Annotated in this window: 14 protein-coding genes and 1 pseudogene; 6 read left to right on the forward strand and 9 right to left on the reverse strand. The window is 74.5% G+C overall.

The annotated features are described in order from the left end of the window. Positions 1-6: 6 nt before the first annotated feature. The gene (locus tag ACFYPD_RS13980) at positions 7-363 is read right to left on the reverse strand and encodes a DUF3099 domain-containing protein (protein ID WP_387113389.1); all 357 of its coding nucleotides are present in this window, start codon (positions 361-363) and stop codon (positions 7-9) included. Positions 364-467: 104 nt separating this feature from the next. On the opposite strand from ACFYPD_RS13980, the gene ACFYPD_RS13985 reads away from it, so the two are divergent. Both ACFYPD_RS13985 and ACFYPD_RS13990 read left to right on the forward strand, forming a co-directional pair. Further along, entirely contained in the window at positions 468-779 is a 312-nt protein-coding gene (locus ACFYPD_RS13985) for a hypothetical protein (protein ID WP_212837393.1), read from the forward strand. After that, positions 769-1,080, forward strand: a complete 312-nt coding sequence (locus tag ACFYPD_RS13990; protein WP_387112768.1) for a hypothetical protein — start codon at positions 769-771, stop codon at positions 1,078-1,080. Before ACFYPD_RS13985 ends, ACFYPD_RS13990 begins: the two co-directional genes overlap by 11 nt. Before the next feature lie 3 nt (positions 1,081-1,083). Here the strand turns inward: ACFYPD_RS13990 and ACFYPD_RS13995 are convergent, their stop codons facing one another. The 4 genes and pseudogenes from ACFYPD_RS13995 to ACFYPD_RS14010 form a co-directional block, all read right to left on the reverse strand. Next, positions 1,084-1,224: a hypothetical protein gene (locus ACFYPD_RS13995; RefSeq protein ID WP_387112770.1), complete on the reverse strand. Its 141-nt coding sequence runs from the start codon at positions 1,222-1,224 to the stop codon at positions 1,084-1,086. 127 nt (positions 1,225-1,351) lie between these two features. Further along, entirely contained in the window at positions 1,352-2,551 is a 1,200-nt protein-coding gene (locus ACFYPD_RS14000) for a low temperature requirement protein A (protein ID WP_387112772.1), read from the reverse strand. Between the two features lie 61 nt (positions 2,552-2,612). Next, positions 2,613-3,188, reverse strand: a complete 576-nt coding sequence (locus ACFYPD_RS14005) for an HhH-GPD-type base excision DNA repair protein (RefSeq protein ID WP_387112774.1) — start codon at positions 3,186-3,188, stop codon at positions 2,613-2,615. A gap of 112 nt (positions 3,189-3,300) precedes the next feature. After that, a pseudogene (locus ACFYPD_RS14010) lies at positions 3,301-3,893 on the reverse strand (S8 family serine peptidase); the annotation flags it as partial. Between the two features lie 109 nt (positions 3,894-4,002). Between ACFYPD_RS14010 and ACFYPD_RS14015 the strand changes: the two are divergent. Together ACFYPD_RS14015 and dtd are read left to right on the forward strand one after the other, a co-directional pair. Continuing rightward, positions 4,003-5,487 (forward strand): methyltransferase, encoded by a 1,485-nt coding sequence (locus ACFYPD_RS14015; RefSeq protein WP_387112776.1) that lies wholly within the window; start codon positions 4,003-4,005, stop codon positions 5,485-5,487. Then, the gene (gene dtd, locus ACFYPD_RS14020) at positions 5,487-5,909 is read left to right on the forward strand and encodes a D-aminoacyl-tRNA deacylase (protein ID WP_387112778.1); all 423 of its coding nucleotides are present in this window, start codon (positions 5,487-5,489) and stop codon (positions 5,907-5,909) included. Before ACFYPD_RS14015 ends, dtd begins: the two co-directional genes overlap by 1 nt. 87 nt (positions 5,910-5,996) lie before the next feature. Here the strand turns inward: dtd and ACFYPD_RS14025 are convergent, their stop codons facing one another. After that, a complete protein-coding gene (locus ACFYPD_RS14025) occupies positions 5,997-6,785 on the reverse strand; it encodes a sporulation protein (protein ID WP_387112780.1) in 789 nt (262 codons plus the stop codon). Positions 6,786-7,011: 226 nt separating this feature from the next. On the opposite strand from ACFYPD_RS14025, the gene sigB reads away from it, so the two are divergent. Next, positions 7,012-7,998 (forward strand): RNA polymerase sigma factor SigB, encoded by a 987-nt coding sequence (gene sigB, locus ACFYPD_RS14030; protein WP_387112782.1) that lies wholly within the window; start codon positions 7,012-7,014, stop codon positions 7,996-7,998. An 82-nt stretch (positions 7,999-8,080) separates the two neighbouring features. After that, positions 8,081-8,488 carry a VOC family protein gene (locus ACFYPD_RS14035; RefSeq protein ID WP_387112784.1) on the forward strand — a complete coding sequence of 136 codons (408 nt, stop codon included), beginning with the start codon at positions 8,081-8,083 and terminating at the stop codon, positions 8,486-8,488. Positions 8,489-8,491: 3 nt separating this feature from the next. On the opposite strand, the gene ACFYPD_RS14040 is transcribed toward ACFYPD_RS14035, so the two are convergent. The 3 genes from ACFYPD_RS14040 to ACFYPD_RS14050 form a co-directional block, all read right to left on the reverse strand. Next, complete coding sequence (locus ACFYPD_RS14040) at positions 8,492-11,047, reverse strand: GNAT family N-acetyltransferase (protein WP_387112786.1); 2,556 nt, start codon at positions 11,045-11,047, stop codon at positions 8,492-8,494. A 25-nt stretch (positions 11,048-11,072) separates the two neighbouring features. Then, on the reverse strand, positions 11,073-12,254 hold the full coding sequence (locus tag ACFYPD_RS14045) for an acetoin utilization protein AcuC (RefSeq protein ID WP_387112788.1): 1,182 nt from the start codon (positions 12,252-12,254) through the stop codon (positions 11,073-11,075). A gap of 63 nt (positions 12,255-12,317) precedes the next feature. Continuing rightward, positions 12,318-13,160, reverse strand: a complete 843-nt coding sequence (locus ACFYPD_RS14050; RefSeq protein WP_387112790.1) for a sulfurtransferase — start codon at positions 13,158-13,160, stop codon at positions 12,318-12,320. Positions 13,161-13,210 lie beyond the last annotated feature (50 nt).

Consider the following 13,210-nt stretch of genomic DNA (forward strand, 5'->3'; position numbering starts at 1 on the left):
GGCCGGTCAGGGCTCGGCGTCGATGACCTTGTGCGGGCGCTCCTCGGCGGAGAGCGCCATCGGCGGGGTCTCGTCGAGGTGGCGGTGCTGGAACTTCCCGGCCAGCCGGTGCTCCTCCTTGGGCGGACGGTCGTTGGCCAGCAGCACGGCCAGCCACGGGATGAGCACCATCCCGAGGGCGCAGAGCGGCAACCAGAGCCAGAGCAGCGGTGCCTTGACGCCGACCAGGACCGCGCCGATCACCAGGCACGCGACCCGGATTCCCATCATCAGCACGTAGCGCTTCTGCCGGCTGGTGAGCTGGTCGTCCTGGCTGCGCGAGGCGTCGGTGATCAGGATCGGCTGGTACGCCTGACGCTTCACCACGGACCTCCTCGAGGGATTACGACCCATCCTGTCACCCTCGACGGTTGATCGGCGAAAATCGTGACAAGCGGTGCGTGTTACGTGCGTGGTACGCTCCGTTCGTGGGCAACCGGTTCAGCTTCACCGACGAGGCGTTGGCCAACCTGCGGGTCTACGACGTCACGCCCGGGGAAGTCTGGGAGGCCCTGCACAGCACGCGGCGGGTCATCCGGCACCTCGGGGACGACGTCATGGTGGTCTACGCGACCGACCACCGGGGTCGACGCCTCGCGGTGCTGCTGGCCGAGGCCGACGGCAGCGACAACGACTGGGACATCCTCTCCGCCCGCGAACTGAGCGACGTCGAGGCCAAGCGCTACGACGACGCGGTGCGGAGGTCACGCCGACGAGGAGGCGGTCACGATGCACCGTAACGAGGCGACCAAGCGGTTCCACGACGCCGGCGACGCGCTCGCCGACCTGATCGACGAGACCCAGCCCGCGGAGCTGCCCATCCCCGACACCGACGTGCCGATGGTCAGCCGCTCGGTGCGTCTCCCGCTGGAGACGTACGACCGGGTCCGGGCGGCCGCCGAGGCGCGCGGCATCGGGGTGACCACCCTCATGCGGCAGTGGATCGAGGCAGGCCTGGCCGACCTCGACGAGTCCGCCACGGTCTCCCTGGCCGACGTGCGCCGGGCCCTGGCCGCGCTGTCCCGGCCCACGGCCGCCTGAGCGTCAGGCCTCCGGGCCGCTGCTCTCCGGCCCCTTCCGCCCGAACGGGGAGGCCGACATCTCCGGCGGGCGACCCCGGCTGCGCACCGCGTCCGCCAGCGCCACCGCGGCCAGCACGACGGCCACCAGGGACAGGGCCCGCACGGCGGGACCGTGCGCCAGCAGCGGGACGAGCAGCAGCAGCGCGCCCCCGCCGAGGATCCGGGGCAGCGAGACCGGATCTCGTACTCGAAGCGGGCCCGGGCGGCCAGGAAGAGCAGCGGCCGGCGGCTCACATTGGCGAGGCGGGCTGTTCCGGCGGGCGGCCCCGGGCCCGCAGCGCGTCGGCCACGGCCATCCCGGTCAGCACCGCCGTGACCCCGACGGCGATGCCGATCAGCGGCAGCCGGCTCAGCAGCGGCACGCCGAGGACCAGGAGCAGCAGGCCGACCACGCGGGACGGGGAGACCCGGCCGAACACCTCGTACTCGAAGCGGGCCCGGCCGACCACGAAGAGCGCCGGACCCCCGACGATGGCCGCCACCCGGACCACGTCGGCGTGCCCCCCGGGCTCGGAGATGGCCACCTCGTAACCGACCGCCGTGGTGACGATGCCGGCGATCATCGTGAGGTGGGTCCAGGTGGCCGACTGGCCGAGCCGGGCCGGCTGCCGGGCGCGGGCCACCGCCTGGGCCAGCACCGAGCCCGCCCGGTGGAAGTAGATCCGCCAGAGCAGCACGGTGGTGGCGAAGGCGTCCACGAGGGCAATCCAGCGCAGCAGCGTGAAGTCGCTGCCGCTGAACCCGACGCCGGCCACGAAGATCATCTCGCCGAGCGCGATGATCGTGAACTGCTGGTACCGCTCGGCCAGGTGCTCGCCGGTCACCGTCCACGCCGTGGCCGGCGCCCGGCCCAGTCGGGGCACCGGCCATCCGATGACCACGCCCACGTAGTCGATCATCAGGGCCACCGCCCAGCAGAGCAGCCGTGCGTCGTCCCCGACCAGGCCACCGCCCAGCCAGAACACGGCGGAGACGCCCGACCAGACCAGGATCCGGCTGGACAGGTGCCGCTGGAAGTGCCGGCGCAGTGCCACCGTCAGGTAGATCGAGCGGCCCAACTGGATGGAGACGTAGCCGGCGGCGAAGCTCAACCCGTGCGCGCCGTACGCGTCCGGCACCGACACGGCCATCACCAGGCTGCCGAACATGGACCCGATCATCACCGCCTGGATGGGCGGTTGCTCCGGGTCGTAGTGGCTGGTAGCCCAGGCGGTCAGCGACCAGACCATCCAGAGCGCGAGCAGCAGGAACAGCGTCTGCGCCAGTTCCAGCGGGAGGCGTCCGCCGCCTGCCGCCACGTCGGTGATCAGGCGCTGCGAGACCCGGGTGAAGGCGAAGACGAAGACGACGTCGAGGAAGAGCTCCAGGAAGGTCGCACGGTAAGGCCCCCCGCCCCCGCGCAGGAGTTCCGCCCCCCGCTCGTCCGCCATCACCCGCCCGTCGTCGCCGCCTTGCGGTCATGACAACGAGGCAGCGCGGGCGCGGGTTGCGTCAGCCCTTGGCGGCCTTCGCCTCCGCCTTCATCCGCTGCTTGAACTCGCGGACCCGGCGCAGCGACTCGGGATCGGTCACGTCGGCCACCGACCGGTACGCGTCCGCGTCGCCGTAGCCGCCGGCCGCCTCGCGCCAGCCGTCCGGGGTGATCCCGAACCGCTTGCCGAGCAGGGCCACGAAGATCTGCGCCTTCTGCCGGCCGAAGCCGGGCAGCTCGCCGACCCGGCGCAGCAGGTCCGGGCCGTCGACCGCCTCCGACCAGAGCCGGGCCGGGTCGCCGTCGTAGCGCTCGACCAGGGCCCGGCAGACCTCCTGCACCCGGGCCGCCATGGCCTTGGGGAACCGGTGCAGGGCCGGCGGCGTGGCGAACAGCTCGACCAGGGCCTCCGGGGAGTATTCGGCCAGCTCCCGGGCGTCCGGCTCGTGGCCGAGCCGCTGGGCCAGCACGTACGGGGACGAGAACGCCTTCTCCATCGGCACCTGCTGGTCCAGCACCATGCCGAGGAGCAGCGCCAGCGGGCTGCGCGCCAGCAGCTCGTTGGCCTGCGGATCGATGGGCAGCGAGAGCGTCATGCCCCCATCCTGCCCCGCCCGCCGCCGCCCGCCACGCCGACTCCCCGCGGCACGCGCGGCACGGCCCGGCGGACAGGGGTGGGGTCCACCGGGCCGCGCGGCCGAGGGATCGTCAGTTGACGACGAAGAGCAGCCGGTTCGGGGAGCCGGAGCCGGGGTTGGTCACCTTGCCGGTGGTGGCGTTGGTGGTCAGGTAGCTGGCCACCTGCGCCGGGGTGTCCGACGGGTTGGCGCCGAGCACCAGCGCCGCCGCGCCGGCCACGTGCGGCGACGCCATCGAGGTGCCGCTCAGCGTGCTGCTGGCGGTGTCGCTGGTCCGGTACGCGGAGACGATGCTCGACCCGGGGGCGAAGATGTCCACGCAGGAGCCGTAGTTGGAGAAGGACGAGCGCGCGTCGGTGCTGGTGGTGAAGCCGACGGTGATCGCGGCCGCGGCCCGGGCCGGCGAGGAGTTGCAGGCGTTGGCGCTGGAGTTGCCGGCCGCTACCGCGTACGTGACGCCGGAGTTGACCGAGTTGGCCAGCGCGTTGTCGATCGAACTGCTGGCGCCGCCGCCGAGGCTGTGCCCGCGACGTGGGTGCCGTGGCCGTTGCAGTCGGTGTTGTTGCTGTCCACCGTGTTGGTGCCCCAGGTGGCCCGGCCACCGAAGTCGGTGTGGGTGGTCCGGATGCCGGTGTCGATGATGTACGCCCGGACGGCCGGGGCGGCCATACATTGATGAACATGAAAGATATATCGGCCGATACCCTGAGCTGGTGGTATGGATCTGCCGGGTGCCGGCCGGGCGAGCGGCCGGGGGAGGCAGGATGACGACGTGGACCGTCACGACATGCTGCTCTCCCCCGCCGGGGTCGACGCGCTGCGCACCGCGCTGACCCGGGCGCACTTCACCGCCAACGGCATCGCCGACCGGCTCGGCCCGCAGGCCACCGGCGCGGTGGCCCGCAACGACTTCCGCGCTGCGCTGCGCGCCACCGGGGACCGTGACCCGCTCGCCACGCTGATCCGGGTCTACATCTGCGACCAGACCGAGCCGGAGCCGGCGGTGGCCGCCGCGCTCGCCCCGTTGACCGTCGAGGAGGCGCTGGCCGGGGGCCTGGTCGAGCGGCACGGCGACGGCCTGCGCGCCGGGGTGGACCTGGAGCCGTACGGGGACGACTGGTTCGTGCTCGCCGACGTGCCGGCCAGCGCCCGCCCCGGCCGCCCGCTGCACGCCGAGCACGTGCTGGGCATCGGCGGGGCCACCCACACGCTGATCGGCGCGACCGTCCGTCGGCCGGTGGAGACCGCGCTGGACCTGGGCACCGGCTCGGGCGTCCAGGCCCTGCACCTGTCCACCCACGCCCGCCGGATCACCGCCACCGACGTCTCCGAACGGGCGCTGCGCTTCGCCGCCACCACCGCCGCCCTCAACGGGCAGGACTGGGAACTGCTCCGCGGCGACCTGGTCGCCCCGGTGGCCGGCCGCCGGTTCGACCTGGTGGTCAGCAACCCGCCGTTCGTGGTCGGGCCCGGCACCACCACGCACGTCTACCGCGACTCCGGCCGGGTCGGCGACGCGATCGGCGCCGAACTGGCCGCCACCGCCCCGCACCTGCTCACCGAGGGCGGGACGATGCAGTACCTGGCGAACTGGGTGCACGTCACCGGCGAGGACTGGGCCGAGCGGGTGACCGGCTGGTTCGCCGGCACCGGGCTGGACGCCTGGGTGATCCAGCGCGAGGTGGCCGACCCGATGGCGTACGTCAACCTGTGGCTCACCGACGTCGGCGAGACGGCCGACCCGGAGCGGATGGCGACCTGGCTGGACTGGTTCGACGCGCACAAGGTGGAGGCGATCGGCTTCGGCATCGTCTCGCTGCGCCGGGCCGGCCACGACGAGCCGGTCGTCCGGGTGGAGGACCTGCGCCAGCGGGTGGAGCCGCCGCTGGGCGACCGGGTGGGCGAGTGGTTCGATCGGCAGGACTGGCTGCGCGCCCGGGACACCGACGGGCTGCTCGCCGCCCACTACCGGGCCGCCGACGGGCTCCAGCTGCGCCAGGAGGCCACCATGGGCGAGGACGGCTGGGCGGTGGACCGGCAGGTCCTCGCCATGCCCCGCGGGCTGCGCTGGTCCGAGGAGATCGACCCGTTGGTGCTCGCCCTGGTCGGCGGCGCGGACGGCCGGCTGCCGCTGCGCGACCAGCTCGCCCTGCTCGCCGCCGCGCACGACGTCGCACCGGACGAGCTGGCCGAGGCGGCCGGGCCGATCGTGGCGCACCTGGTCGAGCGCGGCCTGGTCGAGCCGGTGGCGGACTGATGCGGGCGGTGGTGCAGACGGTGGGCCGGGCCGCCGTGACGGTCGACGGCGAGGTGGTCGGTGCGATCACCGACGGGCTGCTGGTGCTGCTCGGCGTGACCCACACCGACACCCCGCAGGTGGCGGCCACCATGGCCCGCAAGGTCCACGAGCTGCGCATCCTGGACGACGAGCGCAGCGCCGCCGACACCGGCGCGCCGATCCTGGTGGTCAGCCAGTTCACCCTCTACGGCGACGCCCGCAAGGGCCGGCGCCCGAGCTGGACCGCCGCCGCCCCGGCCGAACAGGCCGAACCCCTCGTCGAGGCGGTGGTGGAGGCCCTCCGCGCCCGAGGCGCCAAGGTCGAAACCGGCCGCTTCCGCACCCACATGCTGGTCGAAAGCGTCAACACCGGCCCCCGCACCCTCCTCCTGGACCTCTGACCCCCGGCCCTTCTCGTCGACCACGAGGTTGGCGGCACTCCCGGAGATCCACACCGGCGTCAACCTCATGATCGACGCGAGGAAGGGTCAGAAGAAGAGGCCGCGGCGGGAGAGGGACTGGCGCAGCCAGCCGTCGAGCTGGGCGGCCCAGTCGGTGCGGTCCGCCGTCGCGTGGTCGACCGTGAAACGGCCGAAGGCGTCGTGGCCCTCGGTGAACAGGCCGCCGCGCTTGTCCAGCTCCAGCACCACCTGCACCTTCTGCGGGTCGGTGACGAAGGTCAGTTCGAGCTGGTTCATGGCGCGCGCGTACTGCGGCGCGGGGTGGAACTCGATCTCCTGGTAGAACGGCAGGCTCTGCCGTACGCCGTAGAGGTGGCCGCGCTCGACGTCGGCCCGGGCGAACCGGAAGCCCAGCCGCAGCAACGCCTCCAGCAACCGCTCCTGGGCGGGCAGCGGGTGCACGGCCACCGCGTCCAGGTCGCCCTTGTCGACCGCCCGGGCCACCTCCAGCTCGGTCCGCAGCCCCATGGTCATCCCGTGCAGGTGCTGGCCGTACAGGTCGGTGAGCGGGGTCTCCCAGGGCACCTGGAAGCGGAACGGCACCTCGTACCGCTGCCCCGGGTCCAGCCGGAACGCGCCGGTCACCTGGGCGCGGCCGAACTCCTGCGTGGTGTCGTACTCCGAGTCGCCGCTCTCCACCTCGACCCGGGTGACCAGGCCGAGCGCGACGTAGCTCACCTCCACCGGGTGGTCCCCGCCGACCACCTGGACGCGACCCTCCACCTGCCCGCCGGGACGGCAGTTCGGGTTGGCCAGCACCGTCTCCACCGACGGTCCACCCACACCCATCGCCTGCATGAGCCGCTTGAAGACCACCACGTCCTCCGATCGCCTGTGCGCCGCCGAGCCTCGCTGGCCGGCCGCTGGCACGGTAACCGGGCCCGGCAAGGCACAGCCGATGTTCCGCCCGGATTGCTGTCGGGTCCCCGATCGCCTCACTCCCGTTTCACGCCCCGCCCGCCAAGCTGTTCCTCACCGGCACCACCGCGCCGGCGGACGGCACGGAACCGGTATGGCACGACGAACACGGGGAGAGACCGAGATGGCCCAGCAGATGATCGAGCACCAGGAACTGGACGTCACCCTGACCGACCTGGACGCGACCGACGAACGCGGCGTCTCCACGGACCTGGTCCGGGCGTACCTGAACGGCATCGGCCGCACCAAGCTGCTCACCGCGGCGCAGGAGGTCGAGCTGAGCAAGCGGATCGAGGCCGGCCTCTTCGCCGAGGAGAAGCTCTCCGCCTGCACCCCGGTCTCCGGCGAGCTGCGCGCCGACCTGGAGCTGATCGCGGCCGAGGGCCGCGCCGCCAAGGACCACCTGCTGGAGGCGAACCTGCGGCTGGTGGTGAGCATCGCCAAGCGCTACACCGGTCGCGGGATGGCCTTCCTCGACCTCATCCAGGAGGGCAACCTCGGCCTGATCCGCGCGGTCGAGAAGTTCGACTACACCAAGGGCTACAAGTTCTCCACCTACGCCACCTGGTGGATCCGCCAGGCCATCACCCGCGCCATGGCCGACCAGGCCCGCACCATCCGCATCCCGGTGCACATGGTCGAGCAGGTCAACCGGATGGTCCGGGTCCGCCGCGAGCTGTCGGTCACGCTGGGCCGGGAGCCCACCGTCGCCGAGGTGGCCACCGCGTTGGAGATCCCGGAGTACCAGGTGATCGAGCTGATCTCCTACGACCGGGAGCCGGTGAGCCTGGACCAGACGGTCGGCGAGGACGGCGAGAGCGCGCTGGGCGACTTCGTCGCCGCGGTGGACCCCAACGCGGAGCCGGGCGACGCCGCCGGCGACGGCGAGCTGCGCAACGAGGTACGCATCGTGCTGGCCACCCTCTCCCAGCGGGAGCAGGCGGTGATCCGGCTGCGGTTCGGCCTGGACGACGGCCGCCAGCGCACCCTCGACGAGGTGGGTCGCGAGTTCGGGCTGTCCCGGGAGCGGATCCGGCAGATCGAGAAGGTGACGCTGCTGAAGCTGCGCGCCCCGGAACGGGCGAACCGGCTGGAGGCGTACGCCTGCTGAGCTGACCGACCCGACAGGCCCCGGCGGTTCGCCCGGGCCTGTCGCGCTTGAAGCGGCGGCCCGCGGCGGTCACCCTGAGGCGATGAATTGGACACTGGAAGTGGTGGTGGTGCCGGTCTCCGACGTGGACCGGGCCAAGGAGTTCTACGCCGAACGGCTCGGCTTCGCCGTCGACCACGACACCGACCTGGGGGGCGTCGGGCGGATCGTCCAACTCACGCCCCCGGGCTCCGGGTGCTCGATCGTCCTCGGCCGGGGCGTCGTGCCCGAGATGCCGCCGGGCTCGATCAAGGGGCTGCAACTGGTCGTGCCCGACCTGGAGAAGGGCCGCGCGGAGCTGGTCGAGCGGGGCGTGGAGGTCAGCGAGATCCAGGTGATCGGGCAGAACCCGCGCCCGGTGCCGCACCCGCTGGACAACGTCGGCTTCGTCTTCTTCACCGACCCGGACGGCAACGCCTGGGCGGTGCAGCAGATCTCCAGCCGGGGCTGAGCCTCACAGCCGGCGCGGGCCGGTGTCCGGGCGGGGCGCCTCGGCGCCGGTGCGGACGGTGGCGTGCAGCACCGAGATGCCGTCCGGCCGGGCCAGCACCGGGTTGAGGGTGAGCGACCGGACCCGGGGCTGCTCGTCGGCGAGCCGCCCGACCCGCAGCAGCAGGTCGACCAGGGCGGCCCGGTCCACCGGCGCGGCGCCCCGGTGGCCGCGCAGCAGCGGCGCGGCCCGGGGCTCGTCGACCAGTTCGGCGGCGTCCCGGTCGGTCAGCGGCACCGCCCGCCAGGCCCGATCGCCGAGCAGTTCGGTGGCCACGCCGCCCAGGCCGAAGCCGACCACCGGCCCGAAGGCCGGGTCCTCCACGAGCTCCACCACGCAGGCCACGCCGGGCGGGACCATCGGCTGGACCAGCACGTCCGCGCCGAAGACCGGGCCCAGTTCGGCGTACGCGCGGCGCAGCGCGGCGGCGTCGGGCAGGTCGAGCCGGACCGCGCCCAGGTCGAGGCGGTGCCGCAGCCCGGGGGCGGCCGCCTTGAGCGCGACCGGCCAGCCGAGCCGCTCCGCCGCCGCCACCGCCTCCTCGGCCGAGTGCGCCGGCGCCGACTCGACCACGTCGATCCCGTACGCCCGCAGCAGCGCCGCCGGGTCGGCGCCGTCGGGGCGCAGCGCGGCCTGCCCGGCCACCCGGTCGACCCGGTCCAGCTCGGGCAGCACGCCGGGCGGCCGGCGCAGCCAGTCGGCGTACGTGGTGACCCGGGCCAGGGCCCGGACCGCCTCCTCCACGCTCGGGTACGCGGGCACCCCGGCGGGCACCCGGCCGGCCAGGAAGGTGGCCACCACGGGCTTGCCGGTGGTCCGCGCGTCGGGCAGGGCGGTGGTGAAATCGGCCTCCGGGTCGGTGAGCTGGCCGGGCAGCGGCGGGGCGAACACCGCCACCACGGCGTCCACCCGCTCGTCGGCGGCGGAGGCGGCGAGCGCGGCGGCGTACTCGGCGGCGGTGGCCCGGGGCCCCACGTCGTGCGGGTAGCCCTCGGCCACGGTGAGGCCCTGGGCGGCGCAGGCCGTGGCGGCCAGCCCGGTCAGCGCCGAGGAGTTGCCGACCACGGCGACCCGGCGGCCGGCCGGCAGCGGCTGGTGGGCCAGGAGCACGCCGACGTCGAGCAGCTCGGCGACGGTGTCCACCCGGATCACCCCGGACTGGGCGAAGAGCGCGCTCACCGCGGCGGCGTCCAGGGCCGGCGCGTCGCCGACCCCCGGCGGGCGGGCCAGCGAGGCGAGCGCCACCACCGGCTTGCTCCGGCCGATCCGCCGGGCCAGCCGGGCGAACTTGCGCGGGTTGCCGAAGGTCTCCAGGTAGAGCGTGATGACGTCGGTGCCGGGGTCGTCCTGCCAGTACTGGAGCAGGTCGTTGCCGGAGACGTCGGCCCGGTTGCCGGCGGAGACGAAACTGGACAGGCCGAGCCCCCGCCGGGACGCCTCGGCGAGCAGGGCCACCCCGAACGCGCCGGACTGGCTGAAGACGCCGACCCGGCCGGGGGCGGGCAGCACCGGGGCGAGGGTGGCGTTGAGGCGTACCGCGGGGTCGGTGTTGGCCACGCCCAGGCAGTTCGGGCCGACCACCCGCATGCCGGCCAGGTGGGCGGCGCGGACCAGGGCACGCTGGGCGGCCGCTCCCGCCGGGCCGGACTCGGCGAACCCGGCGGAGATCACCACCAACCCGTGCGCGCCGGCCCGCGCGGCGTCGGCGACCACCTCGGTCACCGCCTCGGGGGCGACGGCCACCACGGCCAGGTCGACGTCTTCGCCGGAGTCGACCGCCGACGGATACGCGGGCAGCCCCGCCACGGTCGCCGCGGTCGGGTGCACGGGGACGATCGCGCCGGTGAACCCGCCGTCGCGCAGGTGCCCCAGCAGTGCCGCGCCGACACCCTGGCCGGTGGTGCTGGCGCCGTAGACGGCGATGCCGCGCGGGGCGAGCAGCCGGGTGATCGAGCGGGCCTCGGTGCGGTGCTCCCGGCCACGCTGCACCTCCAGGGTCGCCTCGGTGGGGGCGATCGGGAAGTTCAGGTGGACCACACCGTCGGCGTACTGGCGCTGGACCTGGTAGCCGAAGTCGGAGAAGACCCGCAGCATCGTCCCGTTGGCCGGCAGCACCTCGGCGACGAAGTGCACGATGCCGTAGCGCCGGGCCGCGTCGGCCAGGTGCTCCAGCAGCACCGACCCGATGCCCCGGCCCTGGTACGCGTCCTCCACCACGAAGGCCACCTCGGCCTCGGGCGAGCCGGGACCGAGCCGCTCGTACCGGCCGACGGCGACGATCCGGTCGCCGGCCAGCACCACGAACGCCTCCCGGTCGCGGTGGTCGACGTTGACGAACCGCTGCAGGTCCCGCTCCGGGATGCGCGGATACGGCGAGAAGTAGCGCAGGTAGCGGGTGCGCTCGGAAAAGCGCGAGTGCATCGCCACGATCGCCGCGGCGTCGTCCGGGCGGATCTGCCGCAGTTGGACGGTCGTGCCGTCGCTGAGCAGCACGTCCACCGGTTGCTCGACAGTGGTCACCGGTCGGTCCTCCCCCACCCGCGGATCAGTCGCGCGGGTCGTGGGGGTCGAGCCCGTGCAGCGGGAAGACCGCCTTGCGGGACGCCGCGATGGCGCGGTCGACGGCGCTCGGCTCGCCGCTCGGCTGCCACGGCTGGTACGCCGGGTCGACGTCGTCGGTCATCCGCAGCGGCACCTCGTGCCCGGGCCGCCGTCGCGCCGCCAGTTCCCGCCAGCCCGGCGGGGTGAGGGTGGCCGGGTCGAGCGGCTCCCCGGTGGCCACCGCGAGCAGGTGCGTCCAGGCCCGCGGCACCACCTCGACCAGCGCGTACCCGCCGCCGCCGAAGGCCACCCAGCGCCCGTCGCACAGCTCGTCGGCGAGCGCGCGCAGCGCCCGGTAGGTGGCCCGCTGGCCGTCGACGGAGAGGTGCAGGTCGGCCAGGGGGTCCAGCCGGTGCCCGTCCGCCCCGCACTGGGTGATGAGCACCTGCGGCCGGAACGTCCGCAGCACCGACGGCACGATCGCGTGGAACGCGCGCTGCCAGCCCGGGTCGCCGACCCCCGGCGGCAGCGGCACGTTGACCGCCGACCCCTCCGCGCCCGGGCCGCCGGTCTCGTCGGGGAACCCGGTGCCGGGAAAGAGCGCGAGCGGGGTCTCGTGCAGGCTGACCGTGAGCACCCGCGGGTCCCGGTAGAAGATCTCCTGCACCCCGTCGCCGTGGTGCACGTCCACGTCCACGTACGCGATGCGCTCCGCGCCCAGGTCGAGCAGGCGGGCGATGGCCACCGCCGGGTCGTTGTAGACGCAGAACCCGGAGGCCCGGGCCGGCATGGCGTGGTGCAGCCCGCCGGCCACGTTGACCGCCCGCCGGGCGTCGCCGCGCCAGACCGCCTCGGCGGCGGCCACGCTCGCCCCGGCGATCAGCGCGCTCGACTCGTGCATGCCGTCGAAGACGGGGTTGTCCGAGGTGCCGAGGCCGAAGCCGGCGAAGAGCGGGTCCCGGGGCGCGGCCCGCACGGCCTCCACGTAGCGCGGGTCGTGCACCCGGGTCAGCAGCGCGTCGTCGGCCGGCTCCGGCTTCACCAGCCGGACCCCGGGCCGGTCCAGCACCCCCAGCTCGCGGGCGAGCGCCATGGTCAACTCGACCCGCACCGGGTCGAGGGGATGGTCGCCCATGTCGTACCGGAGCAGGGCCTCGTCCCACACCACCACCGTGTCGTCGGCCATGGGGTCATCGTCGCACGCGGGCCTGGGCCGGCCCATCGCGCGCGCGGCGCAGCGGCCGGGTGTCTACCCGGTGGCGACCGGACGGTCCGGGTCGGCCACCCAGTTGCTCCACGAGCCGACGTACAGGGCGGCGTCGGGGCGGCCGGCCAGGTGCAGCGCCAGGACCGCCTGGGCCGCGGTCACCCCCGAGCCGCAGTACGCGCCGACCGGCGCCCCCTCGGCCACCCCGGCGGCGGCGAACCGTTCGCGCAGCGCCTCGGCGGTGGGGAAGTGCCCCTCGCTGACGTACTCCGGGGCGGGCAGGTTGACCGCCCCCGGGACGTGCCCGGCGACCGGGTCGATCGGCTCGGTCTCGCCCCGGTAGCGCGGGGCGGCCCGCACGTCGAGCAGCACCCCGGCGTCGACGGCGGCCAGCCGGGCGGCCTCCCCCGCGTCCAGCACCGGCAGCTCACCCGGGGTGACCGTCACGTCCCCGCGCGCGGGCGCCGGCGCCTCGGTGGAGACGGGCCCGCCGGCCGCGATCCAGGCCGGGAAGCCACCGTGCAGCACCCGGACCGCCCGGTGGCCGGCCCAGCGCAGGGTCCACCAGGCGCGGGCGGCCGACATGCCGTCGCCGCCGTCGTACACCACCACGGGGTGCCCGGCGCGGACGCCGGCGGCCCGCAGCGCGGCCTCAAGCGCGGCGGGGTCGGGCAGCGGGTGCCGGCCGGCGGCGCCCGGCCGGCCGCAGAGGTCGGTGTCCAGGTCGACGAAGACCGCGCCGGGCAGGTGACCGGCCAGGTAGTCCTCCCGGCCGGGCGGCCCGGCGAGCCGCCAGCGGACGTCGAGCAGGGTGGGCGGGTCGGCGCGGTCGAGCTCGGCGGCGAGCCGGTCGGGCTCGACCAGCAGGTCTTCGGTTCCGGACATGCGTCCAGTCAACACCATCCGGACAGCGACCTCCCGGTTCGGCGTCCGTG

It is taken from the genome of Micromonospora sp. NPDC005299, from assembly GCF_042872345.1.
Taxonomy (GTDB): domain Bacteria; phylum Actinomycetota; class Actinomycetes; order Mycobacteriales; family Micromonosporaceae; genus Micromonospora.